Genomic DNA, 26,109 nt, shown 5'->3' on the forward strand with positions numbered 1-26,109 from the left:
AGGAGCGCCTTCCGGTGGGGATAGGTTGCCGCACTGATTCCAGTATAACAAATATAGTACGGATTCCTTTAGCAATCCCAAACGGTGGATCGAATATGCCCATTGGTAAAAGACTTACCCTTGACGCCGCGGAGGAGTTGGCCGTTTCCGCCCTCTCCTACCTTGCAGGAAATCCGGATGCGCTCGGTCGGTTCCTGTCACTTTCGGGCATCGGGCCGGCCGATCTTCGGGTGGCGGCACGCGAACCCGGCTTTCTCGCCGGGGTACTGGAATTCTTCCTGGCCGACGAGTCGCTGCTTCTCTCCTTCGTGGAAGCGGCCCAAGTGAGACCGACCATGATCGCCGCAGCCCACCACGCACTGGCGGGTGACAGCGAGTTCTGATTGGCCGGCGAGGGCAAGAGGAGCCGCCGGGAGGCGAACATGTCCCAAGCGTCGGGTGGTTTTTGCAGGGATTGCCTCGCCCCGGCTCCGGCCGAGGGGCGCCGCTGCCCCGCCTGCGGCGGCCCGCGCCTCCTCCGTCACCCCGACCTTCACCGCCTCGTCATCGCACATGTCGACTGCGACGCCTTCTATGCGTCGGTTGAAAAGCGAGACGACCCTTCGCTCGCCACCAAGCCGTTGATCATCGGCGGCGGCAAGCGCGGCGTCGTATCGACTGCCTGCTACATCGCCCGCATCAGCGGCGTGCGCTCGGCCATGCCGATGTTCAAGGCCTTGCAGCTTTGCCCCGAGGCGGTGGTGATCCCGCCCAACATGGAAAAGTATGCGCGCGTCGGCCGCGAGATTCGGCGGCGGATGCTCGAACTGACGCCGCTCGTCGAGCCGCTGTCCATCGACGAAGCCTTTCTCGACCTGTCTGGGACAGAGCAACTGCACCGCGCCAGCCCCGCATTGGTGTTGGCCCGCTTCGCCCGGGACGTGGAACGCGAGGTCGGCATCACCGTCTCGGTTGGCCTCGCCGCCAACAAGTTTCTCGCCAAGATCGCCTCCGATCTCGACAAGCCCCGAGGTTTCTCAGTGATCGGATCGTCGGAGGCGGCGGCTTTCCTGGCGCCCCGGCCAGTCACGACGATCTGGGGCGTCGGTCGCGCCTTTTCCGAGCGTCTTGCGGCCGATGGCTTCCGGACGGTCGGCGATTTGCAGGCCGCCGATCCCGCCCGACTTGCCAGCCGCTACGGCGCGCTCGGCCTCAGGATCGCCCGATTGTCGCATGGCGAGGATAGCCGGCATGTCATTCCCAACTCGAAGCGCAAGAGTGTCGGTTCGGAAGTGACCTTCTTTGAGGATCTGGCCGATCTCCGCGACCTCCGCCCAATCCTGCGAGAGCAGGCGGAGCGTGTTTCCTTTGGCCTCAAGCACGAAGACATCGCCGGTTCCACGGTGACGCTGAAGCTCAAGACCGCCGACTTCAAGCTGAGGACCCGGGCACGGCGCCTTGCCGATCCCACCCAGCTCGCCGACCGCATCTTCACGGCGGCCGACGCACTCCTCGCCGAAGAGGCGCACGGACAGAAATATCGGCTCATCGGAGTCTCGGTCTCGGATCTCTGCGAAAGCCGCTTCGCCGATCCGGCCGACCTCGTCGACCAAAAGGCAACGCGAAAGGCGGCCGCCGAGCGCGCCATGGACGAAATCAGGGAGAAGTTCGGCAAGCGGGCGCTCGAAACCGGCCTGGTCTTCGATAACCATCGCCGCCGCAAGGAGTGATGGCGTCACTCACCCATTGTTCAGACGGGCACGCGTCGTACGCGGCGTCGTCAAGAGCAGGCTGGTGTCCGAACCTGTAATGCCCGGCAAAAGGCGAATACGACGCAACACCGTGTCGAAGTCGGTGAGCGTCGCGGCACCCAGTTCCACGACGAGATCCCAACGGCCGTTGGTGGTGTGAATAGCCGCAACTTCCGGGAAACCTCCGAGTTGCCGGATCACCTTGTCCAGCACGTGCCCTTCGATCTCGATCATCATGACGGCCCGCACCGGGACCTCGATGGCGTCGTTGCGCAGGATCACCGTGTAGCCGAGGATATCTCCGTCGCGTTGCAGCCGCTCCATGCGAGACCGCACGGTGGCGCGCGAAACCCCCAGCTCGACGGCGAGATCCGACACGGAACGGCGACCGTCGTGACGCAGGAGAGTGACCAGTTGCTGATCGAGCCGGTCCATGAAACTCCGTTTTGCTCAATGGAACTGCCATTTTGATAAGGCAAACCATGTAATCTGCCAATCCCTCCTGTTCACTTCGCCGGCAAGCCATGGCCAGATGCACGCGATCCGACAGCGAGGGACGAAGGCATGAAGGTGAGGCTTCTGGGCATTCCGGTTGAGGACGGCGCCGGCCGCATGGGCTGCGAGATGGGGCCGAGCGCCTATCGGACCGCAGGCATCGTCGAGGCGATCGCCGAGCTCGGCCACGACGTCGAGGACCTGGGCAATGTCGCCCGAGGCCCGCTGCCAGCCGTTACGCCTCCCCACCCTCACCTGCGACGCCTGCCCGAGATCGCCGCCTGGATCGGCGCCGTGACGGAGGCTGCCTATCGCGCCTCGGACGGCGCCGTGCCGGTGTTTCTCGGCGGCGATCATTCGCTGGCCGCCGGTACCGTGCCGGGCATCGCCCGCCGCGCGGCGGAAGACGGGCGGCCCCTCTTCGTGCTGTGGCTCGACGCCCACACCGACTTTCACACGCTCGACACCACCCAGAGCGGCAATCTTCACGGCACACCTGTGGCCTATTTCACCGGGGCGAAGGGCTTTCACGACTGCTACCCGCCACTGTCCCACCCGCTATCACCTGGTAACGTGACCATGGTCGGCATCCGCTCGGTGGACCCTGCCGAGCGACGGGCGCTTGGAGGCTCCGGCGTCACCGTCCACGACATGCGCGCCCTCGACGAACACGGCGTCGGCTCGCTGGTCTGGCGTTTTCTCGAACGCGTGGCGGCGGCGAATGGCCGGCTGCATGTCAGCCTCGACGTCGATTTTCTCGACCCATCGATCGCGCCCGGCGTCGGCACCACGGCGCCGGGTGGCGCGACCTTCCGCGAGGCCCACCTCATCATGGAGATGCTCCACGACAGCGGCCTCGTTTCCTCCATCGACCTTGTCGAGCTTAACCCCTTCCTTGACGAGCGCGGCCGTACCGCCACGCTGATGGTCGACCTTCTCGCCAGCCTGATGGGCCGCACCGTCATGGATCGCCCGACCCGGAGCTTTGCCGCATGAACAGCATATCCCCGCTCGCCATCGTTCCCTTCGTCTCGGTCGACAACATGATGCGGCTGGTGCTCAGCGTTGGCGTCGAGCGCTTTCTGGTGGAGCTTGCCGACTACATCGAGGAAGACTTTCGGCGCTGGCCGACCTTCGACAAGACGCCGCGCGTCGCCTCTCACTCGGTCGATGGCGTCATCGAGCTGATGCCCACCTCGGATGGGACGCTCTACGGCTTCAAGTATGTCAACGGCCACCCGAAGAACATGCGCGAAGGCAAGCAGACGGTGACGGCCTTCGGCGTTCTGGCCGATGTCGGCTCGGGATACCCGATGCTGCTCTCGGAGATGACGCTGCTAACGGCGCTCAGGACCGGCGCCACCTCGGCGATGGCGGCACGGCGCCTGGCCCCGCGGGGAGCCAGCACCATGGCCATCATCGGCAATGGAGCGCAGTCGGAATTCCAGGCCCTCGCCTTCGGGGCCATACTCGGCATCCGCAACCTGCGCCTTTACGACATCGATCCGGATGCGACTGAGAAGTGCCGGCGCAACCTCGCCCCGCTCGGCTTCTCCATCACCCCGTGCCGCACCGGCCAGGAAGCCGTCGAAGGGGCGGATGTCGTCACGACCGTGACGGCCGACAAGCAGTACGCCACCATCCTGACCGACAACATGGTCGGTTCGGGCGTGCACATCAACGCGGTTGGCGGCGACTGCCCCGGCAAGACGGAGCTTCATCGCGACATCCTGAAGCGATCGTCGATCTTCGTGGAATACGCGCCGCAAACGCGCATCGAAGGCGAGATCCAGCAACTGCCGGCCGACCATCCCGTTACCGAGTTCTGGGAAGTACTCACCGGGGCTTCGCCCGGCCGCGCCTCGCCGGGCGAGGTAACGCTTTTCGATTCGGTAGGATTTGCCATCGAGGACTTTTCGGCGCTGCGCTATGTACGCGACAAGCTCGCCGGCACGTCCTTCTATCAGGAGCTCGATCTGCTCGCCGACCCGGACGAACCGCGCGACCTGTTCGGCATGCTGGTGCGCGCCGAGCCGGCCGCTACTTGAGGTGCTCCTGCAAGGCCTTGAAGCGGATGGCCAGTTCGTTCTTTCCGGTCGAGGCGCCAGTCGACTTGACCGGTGGCGAATAGCCAGGAACCGCAATGCCCTGCTCGAGCATCTCCTGAACAGTTATCGTCCCGGCATCGACGATCTCGCCGGTGCCAGTGTTGGTTATGTAGTGCCGGTAGGTGCTGCTGCCGACCTTCCAGTAGGAATGGGTTTTCTTGGCCTCCAGGTCGGCAATGCTCGGTGGAGGGCGAGGACCGGGCTCGGAAGAGGCAACGGGAAACGGTTTGACGTAAATCCAGATCGCCGCGAGGATCGCGGCAACGACCAGAGCCAGACAGCCGGCGATGAGAAACGAACGCGCATCCTGATGGCCGCCATTGCGGCGTCGACGGGCCAGTGTGCCGTTGGCCTTTCCACCTGTCTTTTTCGTGGAACTGCCGATGGACATGTTCTGCGAGGCGACTACTCGTGACTGCATGATCCGCCTCCCTCAATACGCGGCGCTCTTCCTCCACCAATCGACCCGGCTTTGCCGGTCACGGCAGTCGTGCAAGGCTCGACCAAACGTGCTTCTCGGTCATGATGAATCAGATAAGTACGAAAAACGTTTATTTCCCCACCTCGGGCAGTTCTTCGAGCAATAAAGAAATAACACAGTTAACAAAAACCTAATTCTACTTGACCACGCCCGAGACCGAACAAGCTTGAACCAAGCTGCATCGCCGATAGCTGACCTCCTGCTTCATTTGACAGAAAAACCTTTCGCGAGACTTGCGGGCCAATCGGATGACCAGCCCGATCATCGCTGGCTGGCCTTGCCAAGAGGGAAGAAAGCGCGGAGCAAGCCTCCGGGGTTACCGGGGCAAGTGAACTGAAAAGCCGATCTCCCACGCGTTGCCCCAAGATCTCGATCTGGCAGGCTCGTGGAAAGAGCCGGCCGAAGGACGGGAGCTTCTGACAATTGGAAATATTCCGAAGCATTGCCTCCTTAAGTCTCGATTCATCATTGCCGGCGCAATCCTTGTCCTATTGGTTTTTTGCAGAAGACGCGGATAATGTTCCTTAATCGAGTCAAGTTGTGGAAGGTAATTGGCACAGCCGTTGCGATCTTCATTACGTTAACGGTGTGCTTGCTTCTCTCCGTCGTCTACACGACGCTGTCGGCCGATGCCTCTCGGCAAGCATTTGAAAAACAGATGATCGCCATCCGCACGGGAGCCCTTCTGATGCAGAAGGACGTCGCGGACACGACGATCGCCTGGTCGGGGGATGCCGTCGACCACATCGAGATGCCGGCCATCCCGCCGTTCCCGACCCACAACCTCATCGACAACCTCACGCGCACGGCAGACGCAGCGGCCACCATCTTCATTTACGACGCCGCCAAGGACGACTTCACGCGCGCGACGACCTCGATCAAGAAGGCTGACGGAAGCCGCGCGATCGGCACCGACCTCGGCAAGGCCTCACCTGCCTACGCGGCCGTCAAGGCGGGGCGCACCTTTACCGGCGAGGCCGCCATCCTCGGCGTGCCCTATCTCACCATCTACACGCCGATCAAGACTGCGGCCGGTCAGGTGATCGGCATACTGTTTGCGGGCATTCCCGAAAGCACCGTCGCCGCCACCAAGGATGGATTGGTGTTGAAGGTCTCCCTTCTCGGACTGCTGCTGGCCGCGCTGATGTCCGTCGGCGCATCCTGGCTGGTGGCTCGGCTCATCCGCCCCGTGGCGCAGCTCTCAGGATTGATGGAGCGCATTTCCCGGGACGATCTCGCCGAGGAAATCCCCTACGCCACATATGGTAACGAGGTGGGAACCATCGCCCGCGCCGTCGTCATCTTGAAGGAGAGCGCCCTCACCCGCATCGCGCTCGAGAAGGACAAGACGGTCGAGGCATCCGACCGTGCTGCGCGACAGGAACGCATCGAGAAACTGATCGATGACTTCCGTGCGTCCACCCGGACGGCGCTCGGCGCGGTAAACAAGACGGTCGAGGATCTGCTTGCTGCCGCCGGCTCGCTGGGCACCGGCGCCCTGCGCACGGTGCAAGATGCAGGCGCAGCCTCGAATGCTTCATGCGACGCAACCGACAACGTGCAGGCCGTCGCGTCCGCGACCGAAGAGCTTGCCGCGTCGATCAGCGAAATTTCAGGGCAGATCCAGCGTACCGGCGTCATTGTCGCCGAGGCGGCGCGGGGAACGCGCGATGCCGACACCAAGATCAATCGCCTCGCCCTCGGCGCGACCAAGATCGGAGAGGTCGTCACGCTGATCAAGGAGATCGCCGAGCAGACCAATCTCCTGGCCCTGAACGCGACCATCGAGGCCGCGAGGGCCGGCGAAGCGGGCAAGGGATTCGCTGTCGTCGCTTCGGAAGTGAAGAACCTGGCCGGACAGACCGCCAAGGCAACCGAGGAGATCGCTGCCCAGGTCGACAATATCCAAGAGGCCACCGCCGACGCCGTCGAGGCAATCCAGACCATCAGCACGACGATGCAGGAGGTCGACCGCTACACTGGCGCCATCGCCGCCGCCGTCGAGGAGCAGGGAGCGGCCACCGACGACATCAGCCGTTCGGTCAACGCGGCGGCGGCAGGCTCGCAGAAGGTGGCGACCAATGTCGGCGCCGTATTGACCACCGCTCGCGAAACCGAGACCGCAGCGCAAAAGCTGGATCGGGATTCGCGCGAAGTGGCCGACGAAGCGGACCAGTTGCGCTCGACCATCGACACATTCCTCAGTGCCGTCGTCGCCGCCTGACGTTCAGGACCCCGGCTTCCGCCGGCATTCTTCTGGCGGAAGCTCCCAAACTCAAAAAAGTAGTTGGCAGGGGCTTGCATTGCCGGAACGATCCAACTAGGTTCCGCGCCGTCATGTGCAGCTGTAGCTCAGTTGGCTAGAGCGTCGGATTGTGGCTCCGAAGGTCGCTGGTTCAAGCCCAGCCAGCTGTACCATTTCTTCCTTACATATCGCACGGTGTTGGCCTTTTGCGCCGATGACGTCCTCGCCGCTTTCGCGCTGCCAAGCCGCTTGATCGTACCGACTTGAACGAGCCCGCAAGCAGCGCTTTGCCCCCTCTTCCGCGGACAGACACGGCCTGTCGACAAGGCCCGGTTCGGAGATACCGTGCGGGATGGCGCGGAATCGTTTGTCGGCCTCCAAGCGCCAGACTGCACCGGCAACGCGATCCAGCAACACCGCCGTGCGCTGCACGCCTCCGATCAGCTGACGGATGGCCGTATCCATCAAGGCAGACATGTCTCGGATGCCAAGCCCGCTCCACCGGGAGCCCCTGGGTGGTCGCATCTTCTATATGGGGCAGCCAGAGCCCTCCCTTCCCGGCAACGGGAACCATCCGGCAAGAGAAGCGTATCAACTCATGGCGGCGAGCGCGTTCGGCGCGAAAGAGCCACCGCAAGGGACCATCTGAGCTTCCCGGGCACGACAAACGCCCGATTTCCGCGGTCATCACGCGAAAGTGTGCGCAGATCGCGGTAATTTTTCCTCCCACGCACGTCTACACACGACTTCGTGAAAACACTTCACGGAATCCGTCCTGTCCTATTGACTTCAGGTACCCTTTTTCCGTGATGAGGTCAGTTCTATATCAACATCATCGAAGCGATACGAAAAATTGGGCTGGATTGAGACGACCCAAAGACCTCCCGACGCTCTCGAATACATGGAGTATGGAAATGAAGACCTTCACCATCGCCGCCGTTGCTGCCGCTGCTATCGCCCTTCCGAGCCTGGCCTTTGCCGCCGAGGGAACCTATTTCGAGCCTTCCGATGGCACATTCGTGTCCGGCACGCTGAACGCCCCTGTTGCCTCTGCCAATGAGGACGGCGCCCGCTACACTCAGGCGGTCTCCGTGTACGAGCCGGCCGACGACACTTTCGTGACCGTCAAGGTTTCGGGCGCCCCGGTCATCGCCACGCATGACGCCGCCAAGGCCACCTCGGTTATCCGCTATTACGAGCCCGCCGACGACACCTTCGTCGAAGTGCCGGTCGGCAAGTAATTTCAAGTCACCATTGCCAAAGAGAACGGCGCCGGCCTCTGACCGGCGCCGTTTTCGTATGTGACGGACATGGAAAGAGCGGCATTCCCGCAGTGACGAACGAGGCATCCGGACGACACGATTTTCCCTTTGCCTTGCCAGCGAACTCGGTTATAGGAACCTTGTTTCGCGTGTCCGCGACATGGCCATGCACCCGTAGCTCAGCTGGATAGAGTGCTGCCCTCCGAAGGCAGAGGTCACAGGTTCGAATCCTGTCGGGTGCGCCAACTCTTTCTTTTATTTCGACATATTGATTCTGCTGACGGCTTCTGGACAGCAAGACGTCAGCACCCCGAAGCTGCACTCAGGCAGGCAAGGGGGATATTGCCGAACGCACAAGGCCGGACACTGCGTCGCTATGTTAGCGGTCAAAGCGGATCGGCAAGCTCAGTTTCAAAGTGCGGCTTGCAACTCCATCTGGAAAGGCTGGCATGCTGCCGCTACGCCTGACAAGGGCCAACGCAGCTGCGTCAAAGTCACGGTTTCCCGAGCTGCGCGAGAGACTGATCGCGGAAATGCTTCCCGAAGAAGCGACCGTGAAGCTGATGACAGCCTGCAGCCCACGCTGGGCGCTCATGTCCAGAGACCGGCGCTGACGCATGATGCGGGCCCGAATCTTTGCGACATACCCTTTGAGCGCATCCGCGTCGGGTTTGCCAGCTCCCGATGCCTTGGGCGTCTCCTGCGAAGCGACAGAAGCCGGCTTGCTGCTTTTGGCGACTGCCGCCTGAGCCGGCGGAACGGTTCGTGTCTGCGCGGGTGACGGCTGAGCCTTTTTAGGCGGGCGCGGCTTCTTCGGTGGCAGCACTGTCGGCAGAACCTTCTCGGCTACGACCGTCTCGAGCGGCTCAACCTGGGCCGTTTCCACCGGAACATCCGATGACGACGAGACATCCGGGGGCGTATCCATCACAGTCCCCTGCGGTGGCTCATCGAGATTGACCTGATCGACGGCCTCCAAAGACGTCTCGGTGGGCTTCACATCCGGAACGTCTTTGGAGGCAACGCTTTCGACACTCTCGGCAGGAGGCAGCGCGAGCTCTGGCGGCAGATCGATCATGATCGCGGCTTCCGGCGCCTCGACGGCACGGTCCAGGGCGGTTCTGTTCAGCAGAAGAAGGGCGCCGATCACATGCAGGCCAAACACCATGGCAAAGGCGGTGGCCCATGCCAGCGAGCCTCCCCCGCCATGGTCTGCCACACCCCCGCTACCATCAAACGTCATCGCCATTGAAGTCGGCTCTTTCCTGTAGTGGATCAGGGCAGCGCTTCGCCGGAGCCAGCGGTGGGCGCTGTCTCCAGCCCGACGAGCGCAATCTTGAGGTAACCGGCCGCACGCAGGGCATTCATGATGGACATCAGATCGCCGTAGGAGACAGCACGGTCGGCGCGCAGGAATACCCGCTCGTCACGATTTCCGCCCGTGAACTCATCGACTGCGACCTGGAGGTCACCCGGCTGCACCGTCTCGTTGTCGAGAGCCAGGGTCAGGTCTTCCTTCACCGTCAGATAGAGCGGCTTGTCCGGCCGCCTGGCCGGTTCCGCCGTCGAACCTGGCAAATCGACCTGAACATCGACCGTCGCCAAAGGGGCCGCGACCATGAAGATGATCAGCAGCACCAGCATCACGTCGATAAAGGGCGTCACGTTGATCTCGTGCGCCTCGACCATCTCTTCGCCTTCGTCGAGGGAACCTGCCATCAGCGGGCCTCATGCGGTTTGGGCTGCATCACGTGCTGGCGGTCCGCATCGCGGGATACGAGACGTTGAATTTCAGCGGAAAGGTCCCCGATATCCGCCTTGTAGCCAGCGATCCAGCGGGCGAACATGTTGTAGATGACGACGGCCGGGATAGCGGCCACGAGACCGATCGCCGTGGCCAAGAGGGCCTCCGCAATACCCGGCGCAACGACGGCGAGATTGGTCGTCTGGGCTTTCGATATGCCGACAAAGGCATTCATGATGCCCCAAACCGTGCCGAAAAGGCCGACGAATGGCGCCGTGGAGCCGATCGTCGCCAGAAGTCCGGTGCCCTTCATCATCCGACGGCCGGCCGCAAGCTGAATACGGTCCAACCGCGACCCCACTCTCTCCTTGAGCCCCGCCGAGGGTGCCCCCTCCGAAAGCCGCACCTCATGGGCGGCAGCCCGCACCATGGCGCCAACCGGCCCACGGACGAATCCATCGGATGCCGCAGCCTCGTTGAGGCTGGACGCCTCTCCGATCCGTCTGGCGCTCCGAGCAAGCCGGCGACGGGCCACCAGCAGTTCGCCCGTTTTGACAAGAAAGACCGTCCAGGTGGCGAGGGAGACGACGGCAAGGCCGATCATGACAGATTTGACGATAATGTCCGCTGCCAGGAACATGCCGATCGGCGAGAGGTCGTGTGGAAGTATTTCGGTGGCGATGGCGTTCATTGGCGAAGCTCCGCCGGCGCGCGTGAAGAAAGCACCAGCAGATCAAGGCAGTTCGGCACAGGACCTTCAGGATCAGTGCAATCCATGACTTCGTTCACCAGAATGTGGTCGATGTTTTCGCAGCCGATACCGGTGATGGGAAATGACTTCACCATGGTCTTTTCCGCGGCAAGTGGTCCGAGCGCCGCAGCAAGGCGCTTTGAAACGATGCTCTCTCTGTCAAAAACGACCAGGTCGAGCTTCAACTGGGAAAGCGGCCGATCAAAGCCGTTGCGTATGACGACCGTCGCGCGACAATCCGCCCCCGACATCTCGAGCTTGTTGAGTTCCAGGCCGATGGTACGAGCTTCCGCCTGCGCCATCGCCGACGACGGCAAACAGATGAGGCCAACCGCCATGCACCCGGTCACGACCAGGCGGACGAGCCTACTCTGGATTCCGGCTCCGATTGACGTTGGATTATCGTTATTTTTCATGGCCATCCCGTTGAGCGAGCCCCTCAGGTCGCCATCTTTGATCGCAGCGCTTCAAACGCCTCGACCTGATCGGGCAACAGCTCTCTTGCCGCATCGCGGCGGACGAAAACCTTGAACATGGCCTCGCCGTCGCTGTTCATGAACTGGACTGACAGCGAGCGACGGCCATGGAACATGCGGTCGACGAAGTAGATCCCGGCGCAGCGGTCGGCCTTGATGTGGCCGCCAATCGGGCTGTCACCATGGATGTTGAAGTATCCGTGGCCATAGCTGCCGTCAGGCAATGCACCAACACATTCCAGCACGATATCCGACGTGTGGACGATGAAAAGAACCTCGCCCCAGCCAGTCAGCTCGCGCCATATATCGGCGAACTTCTCCTGGTGTACGGGAACCGCTGCACCTGTGGGCAGGTGGTCAAGCACGACGCGGGATGAAACACCGGCCTTTGCTGCAATGGCCTCGACGACCCCATCGGGGTTTTCGGCAAGTGCGGCGACAGCCGCAGCGGATCCAGACATTTTATGACTCCCAACAGGCCTTGAGCCCCCCTCAGGCGGCCGACGCCGAGATTTCGCGGCGTACGCCGTCGCCATCTTCGGCGATGATCACGTGGAAGCCCTCAAAATGTGGGCCGCCGAGATAGATGTTCTGCCGGCGCTCGCTCGCCTTGGCATGCGCAAGGCGGAAAGCATCTGATTTCGTCCAGGCGACAAAATCGTCATAGCTCTCCCAAAGCGTATGCGAAGCATAAAGCCTGTGATCTTCGGCCTCCGGACCCTTCAGAAGCTGGAATTCAAGGTAACCAGGCACGTCCTTGAGGCGGCTTTCACGCGAGCGCCAGATTGTCTCGAAGGTCTCTTCTTCGCCGAGGAGGACATGGAAGCGGTTCATAGCGATATACATGGGTCATTTCTCCAGTTTGGGGACGTTTCAGCCACCGAATCGAGCGTTCAGGGTGAACATCACGCTCATGCCGGCGCTCGGCTCGTCACTCAGATATTCGGTGTAGGTTTTGTCGAAGAGGTTCCTGACCTCGACGCCCATCGACAGATTGTCCGTCGCTTGCCAGTTGGCAAAGAGGTTGACGAGGTTATAGGCGTCGCTCGAACTGACGGTCGACGGAACGTCATTCTGCGCGAAGACGGATTCAAGCTGCGCACCGACGCTAAGTTTCCGGTCGAGGAATCGCATTCCGGCCGTCGTCACGATCTTGGCCGCCGGCACGGTCGCAAGGGCTTCACCGGTGTCGTCATTCTTGCCATCGACCACCGATGCGGCGATGCTGGTGAAAAAGCGCTCCGCATCATAGGCGGCTTCAAGTTCGAAACCGGTCAGCGTGCCTTGGCCAATGTTCACATACTGATAGGTGGATGTCGCCCAGTTTCCCGTCATGTTGAACTTGGCATCGATGAAGTTGTCGATGCGATTGTGGAACCAAGCCGTCTTCAGGCGCAGCCGGTCGTCCGCCGCAAAAACGCCATTGCGCGCATAATTGACGCCCATCTCAAAGTTATGCGCGGTCTCAGGGCTGAGATTGGGATTGGGTAGAAAGGTAAAGTTGGCAGAGCCGGGATGCGTGCCTGTGATCAGCGTCTCGGTGACGGAGGGTGCCCGGTAGCCTTCGGCGTAGGTACCATAGATCTGCAGGCCCTCGGCAATGGTGCCCTCGAACGGTTTCACACCGACGGTCACCTTGGGCGATAGGCGCCTACCGTCGGTCGAGGCATCGGCGCTGTCGAGGCTGTAGCCATCGAAACGGAGACCACCAATAATCTCCAGCCAGTTTGAATAGCTGATCGCGTCCTCGATGAAGGCGCCATAGGCCTGCCGCTTGCCAGATGGCGTATAGAGATCGCCACCAGAGCCCGATGCATCGAAGGTGGCGACGTCGTCACGGAAGAAGTCGCCACCATAGGTCAAGGCATGCGACAGGGATCCAGTGTCAACGCGGGATGTGTTCGAGATGTCGAAGCCAGCCGTCTTGATATCGAATGACTGCCCTAGCCCGGCATAAGTACCTGTCGTACGGGTCTCGTCCTTGTCGGTCTGCGTGTAATAGATCGACGCATTGACGTTGAAGAGCTTATCGTCTGGGTTGTCATACTCCCAGCGGGCACTTGCGATCTGCTCGTAAAGGTCGACGTCATACTGCGTGGCGGTTCGCGCTCCTCTGTCATAGTCAAAATTGTTGGCAAGATAACCGAGCGTGACGGTGTGATAGTCCGAGGGCTTGATCTCAGCCTTCAGCAGCCCGGCGCCGATACGCTCGCCCGTATTGAGGACGGCATTTCCATCGCCGTCTTCAAAGTCGCTGGCTCGATTGAAGTTGAAGCTGCCTAGAACGGCGAAGCGGTCCGAAAAGCGATAGGCTCCGGTCACGCCCGTTTCGGCATGACCGTCGTTGGTGCCGAGCACGGAGCGGCTCTTCACTGCCCAGGTCTCGTCGTCGTAGAGGAAATCGGACGGGCTGACCGTGCGCATGTTGACGATGCCGCCGATCGCACCCGAGCCATAGGCGTTGGCAACAGGGCCGCGCAGAACCGTTACTTCCTCCAGCAGACTGGGGTCGAGGTAGAATGCCCCGTTGGGGCCATGGCCTGCCTGCTGAAAGTTCTGGCGCGCGCCGTCGACGATCATCGCGACACGACCAAAACCCTCAAGGCCTCGAATATTCACGGCCGCGCCAGGATCGTCGGCGTCGATGGAGGCTTTGACACCCGGAATCCCTCGGAAAATATCCGAATAGGTGGTCATTGCCGGCTTGGTCGCATCGTCGAGCCGCACGACAGAAACGGAGGCCAGCGTATTCACTGGCGCCTTCTTGGTCCGGTTCACTGAAACCGTAATGGTGTCGAGGAGGATTTCGTCTTGCGCTGGGCAGTCAACACCAAGCGTGCATTGGTCACTCACCACCGCAGGAGCTTCCTGAGCCACAGCCCCCGGCATAGCCGCGACGATGCTCACCCCCATGATAGCTGTTGAGGCCAACAGCCCTTCGATTCTCTTGCTCAACATTGCAATTCCCCGACACAAAGCCCTCCAAAACGCCGCTCGACCAGTCACTAAGTTCACCTCGCGCCCTTGCTGATGGGCGCTGTGAATGAGGGGCTGACGGGCGGTCCGTCTTGGCTTCTCTTGCGTCAGTAAATAAATATGAGTATGAGAGTCAAGATACTGTTGCGAATGAATTGCAACATTAGAATCTCTAAAAACTAACGAGATATCAGATGGTTGGAATTTATGGCCGGCGAGTGGAGGGCTTGGTCGAGAGCCGCAAGCCGCCTGTTTGGTCCCTCAGGAAGGGCACCCGAGACACGATCGCCGGCGCTCTGGGATTGGCCTTGGTTGTCACAGCAAATCCCGCTTGTTCCGAAGAGGGTGGCCGGTCGGCAGCCCGCATCGTCTCCATCGGAGGAGCCGTGACAGAGATCCTCTACGCTCTCGGAGCTGAGGAGAGGATCGTGGCAACCGACACGACAAGCGTCTATCCGCCTGAGGCCAACGGCCTGCCGAAAGTTGGCTACATGCGCCAGCTCGCAGCCGAAGGTGTCCTGTCCGTCAAGCCCGACCTGATTCTCGCAGTGGAGGGATCGGGCCCGCAACAAGTTCTCGGCATCCTCGAGGAGAGCGCCGTGCCGATTGAGATCATCGCGGATGCCCAGACGCCGCAGGGCGTGCTCAAAAAGATCGAAGCGGTTGGAGCGGCCGTCGGCAAGGAGGCGGAAGCCAAAGCGCTTGAAGCCGAAGTCGCCGCCGACTTTGCAGCCTTGGCGGCAGAGGTCGCAGCCGTTGCGCAGTCGAACAGGAAAAAGGTTCTCTTCGTCCTGTCGCTTGCCAACGGAAAGGCGATGGTCGGCGGCAAGGAGAGTTCAGCGGATGCCATGATCAGCCTTGCAGGCGGTATCAACGCCGCATCGGGCATCAGCGGCTTCAAGCCGATGACCGACGAGGCCGTGATCGCTGCGGAACCGGACGTGATCCTCGTCATGCAGACATCGAGCCACGCACTGGATGCCGACGCCGTTTTCACGCTACCGGCCTTCAAGGCAACCCCGGCTGCCGAAAGCAGGGCGTTCATTTCCATGGGCGGCAATTATCTGCTCGGCTTCGGCCCACGGGCTGCCCAGGCCGCGCGCGATCTGGCCGCCAAGCTCTATCCGGACCGGATCGCTTCCCAATGACGGATGCCACATCCCTGCCGCGCCCGTCGGCCTTTCGTCGACGGGCGAAGTCCGGCGACAGGCGCCGTACCGGCCAACTGACGGTCGGCCTTTCTGCCCTGCTGTTGCTGGCTGTTTGCGTCTTGGCGGTCGCGACCGGACCGTCACCAATTCCCCTCGGCGATCTGGCGCGAAGCCTGCTTGGGGAGAGTGACGCGCTCAGCGCGCGCGAGGCGATCATCCTGCACGATATTCGCCTGCCGCGACTGTTGCTCGGTGCATTGACCGGCATGGCCCTGGGCGTATCCGGCACGATGATGCAAGGGCTTTTCCGCAATCCTCTGGCTGACCCGTCGCTCGTCGGCGTCAGCTCCGGGGCAGCGGTGGCAGCCGTCTGCGCAATCGTTCTTGGCGGCGGCCCTCTGTCCGCCTTCGCTGCCGTGCTCGGCAACAGCTTTCTGCCGGTTGCGGCTTTCATGGGTGCATTGGCAACCACCTCCTTGCTCTATTTCCTGGCGACGAAGGCAGGACGAACCTCCATTGCAACCTTGCTGCTGGCGGGACTTGCCGTCACCGCCATCGGCAACGCCCTGATCGGGCTCGTCGTTTTCACAGCTGACGATCAGCAACTGCGCGACATCACCTTCTGGACCCTTGGAAGTCTGGGTGGGGCAACATGGGGCCGAGCGATGGCCATGGTGCCGTTCGTCGGGATCATGCTTGCCGCAGTGCCTTTCGTATCAAGGGGACTCGATGCCCTTATCCTCGGCGAAGCGGAGGCAATGCACGTCGGCATAAACGTCGAAACACTGAAGCGAGCCACCATCCTCGCCGTCGCCTCGGCTTGTGGCGCTGCGGTGGCCGTCGCCGGTGTCATCGGCTTCATCGGCATCGTCGTGCCACACTTGCTGCGACTGGTGATGGGCCCGTCCAACCGATACCTGCTTCCCGCTTCCGCTTTCGGTGGCGCGGCGCTGCTGATCGGTGCCGACACAATCTGCCGTATCGTTGTCGCGCCGGCGGAACTGCCGATCGGGATCATCACCGCCCTGATCGGGGCTCCGGTGTTCATGGCCTTGCTGCTGCGACGCCGAAACGCCTTTGGCCTCTGAGGTTACAGATGTTGCAATGCCAGTCTATTTCCGTCGCCATCGGCAGCCGATATTTGCTGAAGGACGTTGGCTTTTGCGCGAGAGCGGGCGAGTTCACGATCATTGTCGGCCCCAACGGTGCCGGTAAGTCGACGCTGCTCAAGGTCCTCAGCGGTGAGATTCGCCCCGTCGAAGGTCATGTTTCCCTGAACGGCGAGCCGATTTCCCGCATGCGGCCGGCACAGCTTGCCAAGTGCCGTGCCGTCCTGCCGCAAAGCGTGACACTGGCCTTTTCCCTCACGGTGGATGAGGTCGTTCGTCTCGGCGTGGAAGCGGCCGGCGTCAAAGGTTCGGCACAGGAGAGCCTATGCGAGGCTGTCCTTGACGAGGTTGGGCTGGGCGGCTGGGGAACGCGGCTTTATCAAAATCTGTCAGGCGGCGAGCAGCAACGGGTTCAGTTCGCCCGGGTTCTTGCCCAGGTTCCCAGGCCGGTTGCCAATGACCTGCCCCGGTTCCTGCTGCTCGACGAACCGACGTCCAGCCTGGATATTCGCCACCAGATCGACCTTCTGGAGCGCGCCCGCCGCCATGCCCGCGAAGGCGGCGGGGTCATCGCCATCGTTCACGATCTCAATCTGGCTGCTGAATTTGCGGACCGGATTGCCGTGATGTCCAAGGGACAGATTGCCGCTTTTGGTCCCCCAAGCGAAACGCTGGATGACACGACAATCTCCAAAGTCTTCGGCATTTCCGGCATTGTCGGCACGCTGCCGCCCGCGACCATGCCTTTCATCCTGCCGCAGAGCCGCCATGCCGCGCTGCCTTAAGCGGTCAGCGTTGAACGCACGTCCATCTGGTTCAGCCTGGAGCCTGCCTTAGTGTGTTGGGAGAGCGTCACGCCCAGAGGGACGGGTCTTTTGAGGTCGAAACAGAACGAAGCGGCTTGCCGCAGCGAGGCCTAGATTCCCATCGCCGACTTGGTCGCAAAGGCGACGATGATCAGCGCTGCGAGGGCGAGACCCAGCACAGTGGGCACTGAAAGCATTGGTTTGGCCGAGTTTGCAGTGGTCACCGCGCCGCGCAACGCGATGGATGCCACGGCCAAGGCTAACCCCAGCGCGGCACCGATCCATTCCAGCGTCGCCAGGAGCACCGACATAGGCTCGGGCGGCACGGGAAACATCCGGCCGAGATCAAGCAGATAGACGGCGACGTAGGCGAGACCGGCAAGTCCGGCCCAACCAAGCCCTTTCCCTGTCCTTGTAACGAAATAGGCGAGGACGAAGCTTCCCAGACCAAGCACGGTCAGGAACACGTTGAAGGCGCCCAGAACCACTGCGGGATAGGCGCTGAAGTCGCGCGTTTCAACGAAGCCCCCAGGGATCATAAGCGTCAAGTTCAAAGCAGAAGCGACAAGTAGTCCGGCGATAACGAAGCGTGAGGCTGACATTCGAGTGATCCTCAAAACGATGTTGCGGATGGCCCCGCCAGGTGGCTTTCGCCGCTTGGCGCGAGGATCGCGGTGAACAGGTTGAAGACCCGGCGGTTGAGCATGAGAACCGTCCCTTGATCGTAACCTCGAGCGTTCAGCGCAAACCACCGGTCGGCTTCGCGCAATGCCGCGAAAGCCATGCTCGTCAGCAAGTCCAGGGGCAGGTCCGAGCGGACGGCGCCGAGGCGCTGTCCCGTTTCGATCAACCGCTCAAACCGAGAGTGGAGGTTCTCGAGCAGGTCCACGATGGCAATCTGCGCCCTCGCCTCCCGGTAGACGCCACGCCCAATTTCCGCCAAGCGCTCGTTCTGCTGGAGAATGGTTGTCACATTGCCGAAGAGAGCGGCGATTTGTTGCCAGTAGGCCGCAGCCGAGTCCGGAGCAGCCGGGGCGACTTCGAGCAAGCCGGCAAACTCGCTGAAGGCGCGCTCGATCACGGCGCGATAGAGTTCGCCCTTGTCGGCAAAATAGTAGTAGGCCTGCCCCTTACTGATGGCAGCACGCGTGAGAATGCGGTTCAGCGACGCAGCCTCGAAGCCGAACGCCATGAACTCCTCTTCCGCGATATTGAGCCATGCGGTGCGTTGCGCGTCCGGAAGCTTGCGCAGTCTTTCACGGGCCTCACGTCGACTGTCCATGCGATGATCCCAAAGCCTTCTTCTGTTCGTATGAATTTAGACCACCGGTCTAAACTTGTCCAGTCAGCAAACTCATTACTCTCTACGATGCCAAACAGCCCGATAAAGGCAGAAGCACCCAACTGGGCGTCGACCGTTCAGGCCGCGCCAAGCTGTTCGCCGAGATGCGTGGGACGACGTCAGCCGATATGCACCGAAGATACTGAGAGTGTGCGTCTGTCGATCAGGAGAACGCTCCCGCAGCGGAGCAAATGTCGGCGGCCAGCGCATCAACCCGCGCAGGGTCCGCGTCCCAGGCGAACATGAAGCGGGCGCCGCCACCGATGAAGGTGTAGAAACGCCAGCCTCGCTTGCGCAGCTCGTTCAGCACGGCCTCCGGGGCGCTCAGGAACACCGAGTTCGCCTCGACGGGAAAGAGAAAATCGATGCCGGGAGCTCCGGCAATCGCGGCGGCCAGCCGCGCCGCGCAGGCGTTGCCATGCCGGGCGTTTCGGAGCCATGCACCGCTTTCCAGCATGCCGACCCAAGGGGCCGACAGAAACCGCATTTTCGACGCGAGCTGCCCGGCCTGCTTGCAGCGATAATCGAAGTCCTCTGCCAGAGCCTTGTCGAAGAAAATGACGGCTTCGCCGACCGCCATGCCGTTCTTGGTGCCGCCGAAGCAGAGCACGTCAACGCCCGCCTTCCAGGAGAGGTCGGCTGGCGAGCAGCCAAGCGCCGCGCAGGCGTGGGCGAAGCGAGCACCGTCCATGTGCAGCTTGAGCCCCAGCTCCCGGCAAGTCGCCGCAATGGCTCGCACCTCTTCGATGCCGTAGACGAGGCCGGTTTCGGTTGGCTGGGTGATCGTCACCACCCTGGGCTTTGGGAAGTGGATGTCAGACCGGCTGGTGGCCATTGTCCTGATGATGTCCGGCGTCAGCTTGTTCTCCGCCGAGGGTGCAACAAGCAGCTTCGATCCGTTGGAGAAGAACTCGGGAGCGCCGCATTCATCGGTTTCCACATGCGCCGACGCGGCACAGATGACGCTGTGATACGATTGGCAGAGGGCTGAGAGAGCCAACGAGTTGGCGGCCGTGCCATTGAACACGAAGAAGACCTCGCAGTCCTTCTCGAACAGGCGTCTAAAGGCGTCCGCGGCGCGCTGGGTCCACTCGTCTTCGCCATAGGCGATGGCCGACCCACCATTGGCGCGCTCCATCTCGGCCCAGGCCTCGGGGCATATGCCGGCGTAGTTGTCGCTTGCGAATTGCTGGGCTGAACTGGTCACGTCAACGTCCTCTCTTGCCGATGAAGCGGAGTGACGCGCGTGGCTGGTGTCCCGTTGTTTGCCGGTCGGCCACATCCCCCTCTCGCGAGGAGCACCACCTTGCTCGGGAGCAGGTTGGTGTCGGGCGCCTCCCCGACTCTTGATGCATGAATGGCAAATAACACCAAGCTTGCGACTCGGCAACCGACCGCGGGGCGCTTTTCAGGCCCAGACAGCGTCGCCCTCCCCATCCTCTCGACGACGGCACTCGTACGGGAGACAGCGTACGCCGTTGCGCAAACAACGGTTCCAGCCTATTCCATTTTGCTTCGCGACGGCAGGTTTCCAGTCTTCGGCGCCCTTCTGGCGCGGCAGAGCTTGCGGCATGTCATGTCGCCGTTCGCGGAACTGCGTCATTGTGGACCGTGACAGACATGGTTTGTCGCGAGCGTGGCATCACCAGGCGGACGGAACATCTGGCCCAGCACTTGTGCGAGCGCTCGGGCAACTACCAAGAACGAACAAGGGGATACAGAACATGGCGCGGTTGGGTTTGGAGCGAAATGTCGTCGATACACAGGTTCTGGACCGGACCATCGCCCGTCTCGGACAGGCGGGCGTTCTGTTGCCCACGCTGGCGCAGCTTGCCGACCCCACGACGATTCCCGACGTCGTTCGGAAGCGCCTCGCCAGTGTCGATCCGGACGTTGCCGACCCTCTCAATCTCTTCCGCGTTCACTGGTTCAACGATGCCGCCCGCAATGGGCTGACCGACATTCCCGACTACGTCGAGCTTCCAAGCGAACTCACCGGCGTCAAGGCCCGCATCGTGCTGGCGCTGGGCAACCGCTTCCCGATGATCCGCGCCCACAAAGTGCTGGCCGCGTACGGCTGCCTCGTGCCGCGCCTCGTCACCGGGCAGTTCGATCCCGGCCATCACAAGGCGGTCTGGCCGTCCACCGGCAACTACTGCCGTGGCGGTGTCGCCATCTCGCGCATCCTCGGCTGCCACGGCGTGGCCGTGCTGCCGGAAAACATGAGTCGCGAGCGTTTCGACTGGCTCGACAAGTGGGTGGTGGATAGCTCCGACGTCATCAAGACGCCCGGCTCCGAGAGCAACGTCAAGGAAATCTACGACGAGTGCGCTCGCCTCGACAGCGACGCCGACAACATCATCTTCAACCAGTTCTGCGAGTTCGGAAACTATCTCGTCCACCGCACCTGCACCGGCGCGGCGCTTGAGACGATATACGAGGCGATCACCGGGGATCGCCCGGGCTCGAAGCTTGCCGCCTTCGTGTCGGCATCCGGATCGAGCGGCACGCTGGCGGCCGGCGACCATCTCAAGGAGCGTCACGGCACCAAGATCATCGTGGCGGAAGCCACCGAATGCCCGACGCTGCTGGAGAACGGCTTCGGCGAGCACAACATCCAGGGCATCGGCGACAAGCACGTGCCCTACATCCACAATGTCATGAACACCGACATGGTGGCCGGCGTCAGCGACAGCGACACCGATCGTCTGATCGTTCTGTTCAACACCGAAGTCGGCCGCAACTACCTGATCGAGCGGCGCGGCGTCGACCCGAAGCTGGTCGCCGACCTTGGCAACCTCGGCCTGTCGTCGCTCTGCAACATGCTGGCAGCGATCAAGGCCGCCAAGTATTACGACATGGGACCGGATGACGTCATCGTCACGCTGGCCACCGATGGCGCCGCCATGTACGGCAGCGAAATCGACAAGGTGGTCAAGCGCGATTTCGGCAACCGCTTCGACACGGTGGCGGCGGGCGAAACCTGGGGACGTTCGCTGGCGGCGGCGTCGACCAGCGATCTCCTGGAAATGACCCATGTCGACCGCAAGCGCGTGTTCAATCTCGGCTACTTCACCTGGGTCGAGCAGCAGGGCGTCTCCATCGAGGAGTTCAAGGTCCGCGCCAAGCAGTCCTATTGGGACGACCTGCTCGACCTCGTGCCCGCCTGGGACGAGATGATCGCCGACGTCAATGCCAAGAGCGGCATCGCCAAGAAGCTGGGCCTCTAGAGCATGGTCGGGTTTCGCTGCCACGGCTGCGGCGCCAAGGTCGACGCAGGCCTTGCTCTGGCGTTCCGCTGCCCGAACGCCGACGGCGATGATGTCGACCATGTGCTCGTGGTCGACAGTGAGGCGCCCTCGCCTTCCATCGGCAGCGAAACCGACCCGTTTCTGCGCTACCGCGCATGGCTGTCTCCCTATCGGCTGGCGCGGGAGGCAGGGCTACCCGACGCAGCCTGGGCCGATCTCGTCGGCCAGCTCGATACCGCACTGACAACCGTCGACGGACACGGCTTCCGCGTCACGCCGATGGCCGAGCGGCCTGCTCTCGCCGAGGCCATCGGTCTCTCGGGGGCTCTCTTCGTCAAGGACGAGACCGGCAACGTGTCGGGCTCCCATAAGGCACGCCACCTGATGGGTGTGATGCTCTATCTGCGCGTCCTGGAGACGGCACGGCTGCAGGCAGGTGACAACATCAGGTCTCGGCGTCTCGCGATCGCTTCCTGCGGCAACGCCGCGCTCGCGGCGGCCGTTGTGGCGCGAGCCGCGAACTGGCCGCTCGACGTGTTCATACCGCCCGATGCCGACATGTCGGTAAAGGCAAGGCTCGGGGAGCTCGGCGCACAGATCACCATCTGCGATCGTCGGCCGGGCGAAACCGGCGATCCCTGCTATCTGCGCTTCCGCGAGGCAGTGGCCGCCGGCGCCATTCCCTTTGGCGTGCAAGGCACCGACAACGGACTGGCGATCGAGGGTGGCCGCACGCTCGCTTTCGAGATGGCGGAAGAATTCCATCGCATCGGCACGGTACCGGACGCGCTTTTCGTTCAGGTTGGCGGCGGCGCACTGGCCAGTGCGCTGGCGCAAGGGCTGGCGCTAGCCCGTGCGAACGGATTGCTGCCCAGACTCCCCAAGCTGATCACCGTTCAAACCGCGGGCTGTGCGCCTCTGGCCCGTGCCTGGGAACGCCTCGACGGCATCGACCTCGCGGTAGCGGCGAAGACGCGTTCGAAGTTCATGTGGCCCTGGGAAACGACGCCATCGAGCCTCGCGCATGGCATCCTCGACGATGAAACCTACGACTGGTGGGCGATCGCCGAAGGCATGCGGGCGAGCGGCGGTTCGACGGTCGTGGTGGATGAAGCGCAGGTCGCCGCGGCGCATAGGGTCGGCCGCACACACACCGATATCGTCGCCTCCGCAACCGGCACCGCCGGCCTCGCCGGCGTGATCGCGACACCCGATGCCGGCAAGAAGATCGCCGTGATCTTCTCGGGCAAAGAGAGATAGCCGCGGCATCGGTCGCGATGCCGGCTTTCAGACGATCGACGATATGCGGACGCTTCGGAAAATGATCCCCAAAGCCCTACCGCTCGACAGGCTAAGGTCGCCGCGCGAGACAGAACTATAACACGGAAACCTGATTATCATGTTTGTTTGATATATTAGGTTGATATTTTTGTGACTTTGCTTTAGTGACTGTCTCAATCAGGAGAGCAGTCATGCCAGCCTTCGGCCTGGGAAACGGAACAATCTGCGCGCCCATCCCGATATCCGTTGACCACAAGGTGCGCTCCGGCTGCGCGCATGACATTGCGAGCTTCTCATTCGGTACCACGACGGCGTCGGCCGGTTGATTTCTCCAGCGACGGATCCGTCCCGTGCATCACAATGACGACCTTGAGCAAGTGAAAGCGTCGTCCGGCCCGACCGGACGGCGCAAGGCCCTTCTCGACTATCTGCTCCCAGCCGGCTCCGCCCAGGTCGAAGAGCTTGCCGACCATTTCGGCGTCAGCCGCATGACCGTCCATCGGGACCTGCGCCTTCTGGAGGAGCAAGGGATCGTGCGGCGTGTCCACGGCGGTGTGACGGTGCGGTCCTCCAGCCTGGCCGATAGCACCATCCTCTATCGTGCCCGCCTCGCAGACGCCGAGAAAGACGCTCTCGCCCAGGCCGCTGCGGAGCTTGTCGAGCCGGGTCAGGCGATCATCCTCGACGACTCAACCACAGTCGGCCACCTCGCGGCCCATCTCGTCGACTGCACGCCGCTGACGGTGATTACCGGTAGCCTGACGATCATCGACACGCTGAAGGATGTCCCCGGCATCGAGACCATCTGCCTTGGCGGGCACTATAACGCCAGGTTCAACGCGTTTTTCGGCTATCTTTGCGAGCAGGCGGTCGGATCCCTGCGCGCCAACACCCTGTTCATGTCGACATCGACCGTGTTCGGCCTGACCGCCTTCCACCAGCAAGAAGAAGTGGTGAAGTCGAAGCGCGCCCTGATGGAGGCCGCCGACCGCAAGATCCTGCTGATCGACAGCAGCAAGTTCGGCAAGACCTCACTGATCAAGCTGGCAACGCTGACCGAGTTCGATCAGGTGATCACCGATGGCGCCCTCTCGCAGGCGGACGCAGACAGCCTGCTCAAGGAAGGGGTCAAGCTCACCATCGTCGAGACTTAATGACGTTGCCGAGGGGGAAAGTTGGCGACAGGCCAAGCCCCTCGGGACGAACGGCATCGGCCATTCGGGGCAAATCCGGGGGGGGTCAGGCGCGCGTTTCTATCCGACCGCGACGGCGGAACTGGAGGCGATCCGCCCCATACGTTCTCGGACCGCAATGGCCTTGGAGATCAGCGAGGCAAAACCGGCAGGCGTCCAAGCCGCACGACCAATGAACAAGCCATCGATCGTCGGTTCGGCAGCAAGCACGGCCGCGTTGTCGGGATTAACGCTGCCGCCGTAGAGCACCGGCACCAGTGGAGCCCCCAGTTCACTCAAGGTGGCATGAAGAGCCACGTGGACCTCGCGCGCCTCCTCGGCGGTTGCCGGCACGCCAGCCTCGCCGATCGCCCATATTGGCTCATAGGCCACGAGGCAACGGCCGACCTCACTTCCGCAAAGGCCAGAAAAGGCCAGCTTCACCTGGCGTGTGACCGCTTCCGCCGAAGCGCCGGCCGCTCGTTCCCCGGCACTGTCGCCGACGCAAAGCAGAGGCTTCAGACCGTGCCGCAAGGCAGTCTTCACCTTCATGTTGATCGTTTCGTCGGTCTCGCCGAAATACTCCCGCCGCTCCGAATGGCCGAGTTCGACCAGATCGATATCGAACTCGTCGAGCATCGACGCCGATATCTCGCCAGTATAGGCGCCGGCATCGGCCCAGTGCATGTTCTGCGCTCCAAGCAGAAGAGGCGTCGTACCGATCGCCTCCCGCGCGGCAGCCAGAGCGGTGAACGGAGGAATGACGAACAATGCGTAGTCGTCACCGATATCGGCCGGCAGACGCGTCCTCAAGTCGGCTATGTAGCGCCGAGTTTCGGCAACCGTCTTGTTCATCTTCCAACCGGTACCGATCCAGAATGTACTCACCTCAGCCTCCGCCTCACGGCGGCGAAGGTCATTTGCCCTCGCGAACCGCTCTTCGCTAGAGCACGTCCGGCGAACTCTGGTTCGCAGACATGCTCCATCTCTTTGCCTGTACGCAACTCGGAACGCAAAACCGGATTCCGCTTTCGCGGGAGTTGCACTGGAGGTCACCGCCGATCTCTCATCGATCACCAGTACCGCCAGGACAGCTCACGCGGCAATATAGTCGCGCATTGCCTCTAGGATCAGCGACATCGAAACAGCCCCGGGATCCGGATGCCCCAGCGACCGCTCCCCGAGCGTCCTCGCCTTGCCGGTGGTCGCGATCATGTCCTTGGTCGCCTCGACACCACCCTTGGCGGCATCCGTTGCCTCTTTCACCACCTCGACCAAGCCGCGCGCGATCGCGGTCTTCGCAGCGGTGGCAGCCGGGGCCAAGGCGTCGATCATGGTTTTCTGGCCAGGCTTGGCAGCGCCTCGCTTCTCGACACCTTCAAGTCCCAACGCAAGGAACCCGGCAAAGCCTTCTGCATTGAGAACCGCTTGTCCGTCGAAGGCGGCGCTGCCAGACCGAAACATGGTCCCGAAAATGGCACCGGCGGCGCCGCCGGTCTTGGCCATGATCGCCGTGCCGGCCGCCTTGAACACGGCAGAGACCGAAACGGGCTCGGTTGACGCCATGGCTTCCTCGACGGCGGAGAAACCGCGCCGCATGCCAATGCCGTGATCGCCGTCGCCGATCGCCTGATCGACCTGGGTCAACATATCCACATTGGCGACAAGGTGCCGGGCCACGGCCGAGAGCATGTCCCGCGCCTGGACTGGTGTAAGGGTATCGTGCATG

At 62.2% G+C, this 26,109-nt stretch carries 25 protein-coding genes, 2 tRNA genes, 1 pseudogene and 1 riboswitch; of the genes and pseudogenes, 14 read left to right on the top strand and 14 right to left on the bottom strand.

What is annotated here, in order from left to right:
* Positions 1-95 precede the first annotated feature (95 nt).
* Entirely contained in the window at positions 96-383 is a 288-nt protein-coding gene (locus M4J40_RS16015) for a DUF3572 domain-containing protein (protein WP_251755374.1), read from the top strand.
* 39 nt (positions 384-422) lie between these two features.
* Positions 423-1,709, top strand: coding sequence for a DNA polymerase IV (locus M4J40_RS16020; protein ID WP_251755377.1), 1,287 nt, complete (start codon positions 423-425; stop codon positions 1,707-1,709).
* A gap of 9 nt (positions 1,710-1,718) precedes the next feature.
* On the opposite strand, the gene M4J40_RS16025 is transcribed toward M4J40_RS16020, so the two are convergent.
* Positions 1,719-2,165, bottom strand: a complete 447-nt coding sequence (locus tag M4J40_RS16025) for an Lrp/AsnC family transcriptional regulator (protein ID WP_251755380.1) — start codon at positions 2,163-2,165, stop codon at positions 1,719-1,721.
* A gap of 129 nt (positions 2,166-2,294) precedes the next feature.
* Here M4J40_RS16025 and rocF point away from each other — a divergent pair, with 129 nt between their 5' ends.
* Both rocF and M4J40_RS16035 read left to right on the top strand, forming a co-directional pair.
* Positions 2,295-3,221, top strand: coding sequence for an arginase (rocF, locus tag M4J40_RS16030; protein ID WP_251755382.1), 927 nt, complete (start codon positions 2,295-2,297; stop codon positions 3,219-3,221).
* The gene (locus M4J40_RS16035) at positions 3,218-4,273 is read left to right on the top strand and encodes an ornithine cyclodeaminase (protein ID WP_251755384.1); all 1,056 of its coding nucleotides are present in this window, start codon (positions 3,218-3,220) and stop codon (positions 4,271-4,273) included. The genes rocF and M4J40_RS16035 overlap by 4 nt, the downstream gene beginning before the upstream one ends.
* Here the strand turns inward: M4J40_RS16035 and M4J40_RS16040 are convergent.
* Positions 4,266-4,754, bottom strand: a complete 489-nt coding sequence (locus tag M4J40_RS16040; RefSeq protein ID WP_251755386.1) for a hypothetical protein — start codon at positions 4,752-4,754, stop codon at positions 4,266-4,268. The genes M4J40_RS16035 and M4J40_RS16040 overlap by 8 nt on opposite strands.
* A 718-nt stretch (positions 4,755-5,472) precedes the next feature.
* On the opposite strand from M4J40_RS16040, the gene M4J40_RS16045 reads away from it, so the two are divergent.
* The 4 genes from M4J40_RS16045 (at position 5,473) to M4J40_RS16060 (ending at position 8,566) form a co-directional block, all read left to right on the top strand.
* Positions 5,473-7,038 carry a methyl-accepting chemotaxis protein gene (locus M4J40_RS16045; protein WP_251755388.1) on the top strand — a complete coding sequence of 522 codons (1,566 nt, stop codon included), beginning with the start codon at positions 5,473-5,475 and terminating at the stop codon, positions 7,036-7,038.
* A gap of 117 nt (positions 7,039-7,155) precedes the next feature.
* Positions 7,156-7,232 (top strand) — tRNA-His (locus M4J40_RS16050).
* Positions 7,233-7,973: 741 nt separating this feature from the next.
* Complete coding sequence (locus M4J40_RS16055) at positions 7,974-8,300, top strand: hypothetical protein (RefSeq protein ID WP_251755390.1); 327 nt, start codon at positions 7,974-7,976, stop codon at positions 8,298-8,300.
* A 189-nt stretch (positions 8,301-8,489) separates the two neighbouring features.
* Positions 8,490-8,566 (top strand) — tRNA-Arg (locus M4J40_RS16060).
* Between the two features lie 134 nt (positions 8,567-8,700).
* Here the strand turns inward: M4J40_RS16060 and M4J40_RS16065 are convergent.
* The 7 genes and pseudogenes from M4J40_RS16065 to M4J40_RS16095 all read right to left on the bottom strand — a co-directional run bounded on the left by M4J40_RS16065 (position 8,701) and on the right by M4J40_RS16095 (position 14,250).
* Positions 8,701-9,570 (bottom strand): TonB family protein, encoded by an 870-nt coding sequence (locus M4J40_RS16065; RefSeq protein ID WP_251755392.1) that lies wholly within the window; start codon positions 9,568-9,570, stop codon positions 8,701-8,703.
* A gap of 26 nt (positions 9,571-9,596) precedes the next feature.
* Positions 9,597-10,040 carry a TonB system transport protein ExbD gene (gene exbD / locus M4J40_RS16070; RefSeq protein ID WP_251755394.1) on the bottom strand — a complete coding sequence of 148 codons (444 nt, stop codon included), beginning with the start codon at positions 10,038-10,040 and terminating at the stop codon, positions 9,597-9,599.
* Positions 10,040-10,795: pseudogene (exbB, locus tag M4J40_RS16075) on the bottom strand (tonB-system energizer ExbB); the annotation flags it as partial. The gene exbD and the pseudogene exbB, both read right to left, overlap by 1 nt.
* Positions 10,753-11,232, bottom strand: coding sequence for a hypothetical protein (locus tag M4J40_RS16080; protein WP_251755398.1), 480 nt, complete (start codon positions 11,230-11,232; stop codon positions 10,753-10,755). The gene M4J40_RS16080 and the pseudogene exbB, both read right to left, overlap by 43 nt.
* Before the next feature lie 23 nt (positions 11,233-11,255).
* Positions 11,256-11,753 (bottom strand): heme utilization cystosolic carrier protein HutX, encoded by a 498-nt coding sequence (gene hutX / locus M4J40_RS16085; RefSeq protein WP_251755401.1) that lies wholly within the window; start codon positions 11,751-11,753, stop codon positions 11,256-11,258.
* 31 nt (positions 11,754-11,784) lie between these two features.
* On the bottom strand, positions 11,785-12,138 hold the full coding sequence (locus M4J40_RS16090) for an antibiotic biosynthesis monooxygenase (protein WP_251755403.1): 354 nt from the start codon (positions 12,136-12,138) through the stop codon (positions 11,785-11,787).
* 27 nt (positions 12,139-12,165) lie between these two features.
* Positions 12,166-14,250 (bottom strand): TonB-dependent hemoglobin/transferrin/lactoferrin family receptor, encoded by a 2,085-nt coding sequence (locus tag M4J40_RS16095; RefSeq protein ID WP_251755405.1) that lies wholly within the window; start codon positions 14,248-14,250, stop codon positions 12,166-12,168.
* 236 nt (positions 14,251-14,486) lie between these two features.
* Between M4J40_RS16095 and M4J40_RS16100 the strand changes: the two genes are divergently transcribed.
* Genes M4J40_RS16100 through M4J40_RS16110 form a run of 3 tightly spaced genes read left to right on the top strand, consistent with a single transcriptional unit; the run spans position 14,487 to position 17,313 of the window.
* Positions 14,487-15,416, top strand: a complete 930-nt coding sequence (locus tag M4J40_RS16100; protein ID WP_405030764.1) for a hemin ABC transporter substrate-binding protein — start codon at positions 14,487-14,489, stop codon at positions 15,414-15,416.
* Entirely contained in the window at positions 15,413-16,507 is a 1,095-nt protein-coding gene (locus M4J40_RS16105; protein ID WP_251755408.1) for an iron ABC transporter permease, read from the top strand. The genes M4J40_RS16100 and M4J40_RS16105 overlap by 4 nt, the downstream gene beginning before the upstream one ends.
* A gap of 8 nt (positions 16,508-16,515) precedes the next feature.
* Positions 16,516-17,313, top strand: a complete 798-nt coding sequence (locus M4J40_RS16110) for a heme ABC transporter ATP-binding protein (protein ID WP_251755409.1) — start codon at positions 16,516-16,518, stop codon at positions 17,311-17,313.
* 131 nt (positions 17,314-17,444) lie between these two features.
* Here the strand turns inward: M4J40_RS16110 and M4J40_RS16115 are convergent, their stop codons facing one another.
* The 3 genes from M4J40_RS16115 to M4J40_RS16125 all read right to left on the bottom strand — a co-directional run bounded on the left by M4J40_RS16115 (position 17,445) and on the right by M4J40_RS16125 (position 19,883).
* Positions 17,445-17,936, bottom strand: coding sequence for a hypothetical protein (locus M4J40_RS16115; RefSeq protein WP_251755410.1), 492 nt, complete (start codon positions 17,934-17,936; stop codon positions 17,445-17,447).
* Between the two features lie 11 nt (positions 17,937-17,947).
* Positions 17,948-18,616, bottom strand: a complete 669-nt coding sequence (locus M4J40_RS16120; protein WP_251755411.1) for a TetR/AcrR family transcriptional regulator — start codon at positions 18,614-18,616, stop codon at positions 17,948-17,950.
* 223 nt (positions 18,617-18,839) lie between these two features.
* The gene (locus tag M4J40_RS16125) at positions 18,840-19,883 is read right to left on the bottom strand and encodes a beta-eliminating lyase-related protein (RefSeq protein WP_251755412.1); all 1,044 of its coding nucleotides are present in this window, start codon (positions 19,881-19,883) and stop codon (positions 18,840-18,842) included.
* A 44-nt stretch (positions 19,884-19,927) separates the two neighbouring features.
* A riboswitch (SAM-I-IV-variant riboswitch) is annotated at positions 19,928-20,034 on the bottom strand.
* 366 nt (positions 20,035-20,400) lie between these two features.
* Between M4J40_RS16125 and M4J40_RS16130 the strand changes: the two genes are divergently transcribed.
* The 3 genes from M4J40_RS16130 to M4J40_RS16140 all read left to right on the top strand — a co-directional run bounded on the left by M4J40_RS16130 (position 20,401) and on the right by M4J40_RS16140 (position 24,362).
* On the top strand, positions 20,401-21,906 hold the full coding sequence (locus M4J40_RS16130; RefSeq protein ID WP_251755413.1) for a pyridoxal-phosphate dependent enzyme: 1,506 nt from the start codon (positions 20,401-20,403) through the stop codon (positions 21,904-21,906).
* A gap of 3 nt (positions 21,907-21,909) precedes the next feature.
* Positions 21,910-23,187, top strand: a complete 1,278-nt coding sequence (locus M4J40_RS16135; RefSeq protein ID WP_251755414.1) for a PLP-dependent lyase/thiolase — start codon at positions 21,910-21,912, stop codon at positions 23,185-23,187.
* A gap of 371 nt (positions 23,188-23,558) precedes the next feature.
* The gene (locus tag M4J40_RS16140; protein WP_251755415.1) at positions 23,559-24,362 is read left to right on the top strand and encodes a DeoR family transcriptional regulator; all 804 of its coding nucleotides are present in this window, start codon (positions 23,559-23,561) and stop codon (positions 24,360-24,362) included.
* A gap of 99 nt (positions 24,363-24,461) precedes the next feature.
* Here the strand turns inward: M4J40_RS16140 and M4J40_RS16145 are convergent, their stop codons facing one another.
* Together M4J40_RS16145 and dhaL are read right to left on the bottom strand one after the other, a co-directional pair.
* On the bottom strand, positions 24,462-25,268 hold the full coding sequence (locus M4J40_RS16145; RefSeq protein ID WP_251755416.1) for a triose-phosphate isomerase: 807 nt from the start codon (positions 25,266-25,268) through the stop codon (positions 24,462-24,464).
* A 207-nt stretch (positions 25,269-25,475) separates the two neighbouring features.
* Entirely contained in the window at positions 25,476-26,108 is a 633-nt protein-coding gene (gene dhaL, locus M4J40_RS16150; protein WP_251755417.1) for a dihydroxyacetone kinase subunit DhaL, read from the bottom strand.
* Position 26,109 lies beyond the last annotated feature (1 nt).

Source organism: Pleomorphomonas sp. JP5 (assembly GCF_023721815.1).
GTDB lineage: Bacteria > Pseudomonadota > Alphaproteobacteria > Rhizobiales > Pleomorphomonadaceae > Pleomorphomonas.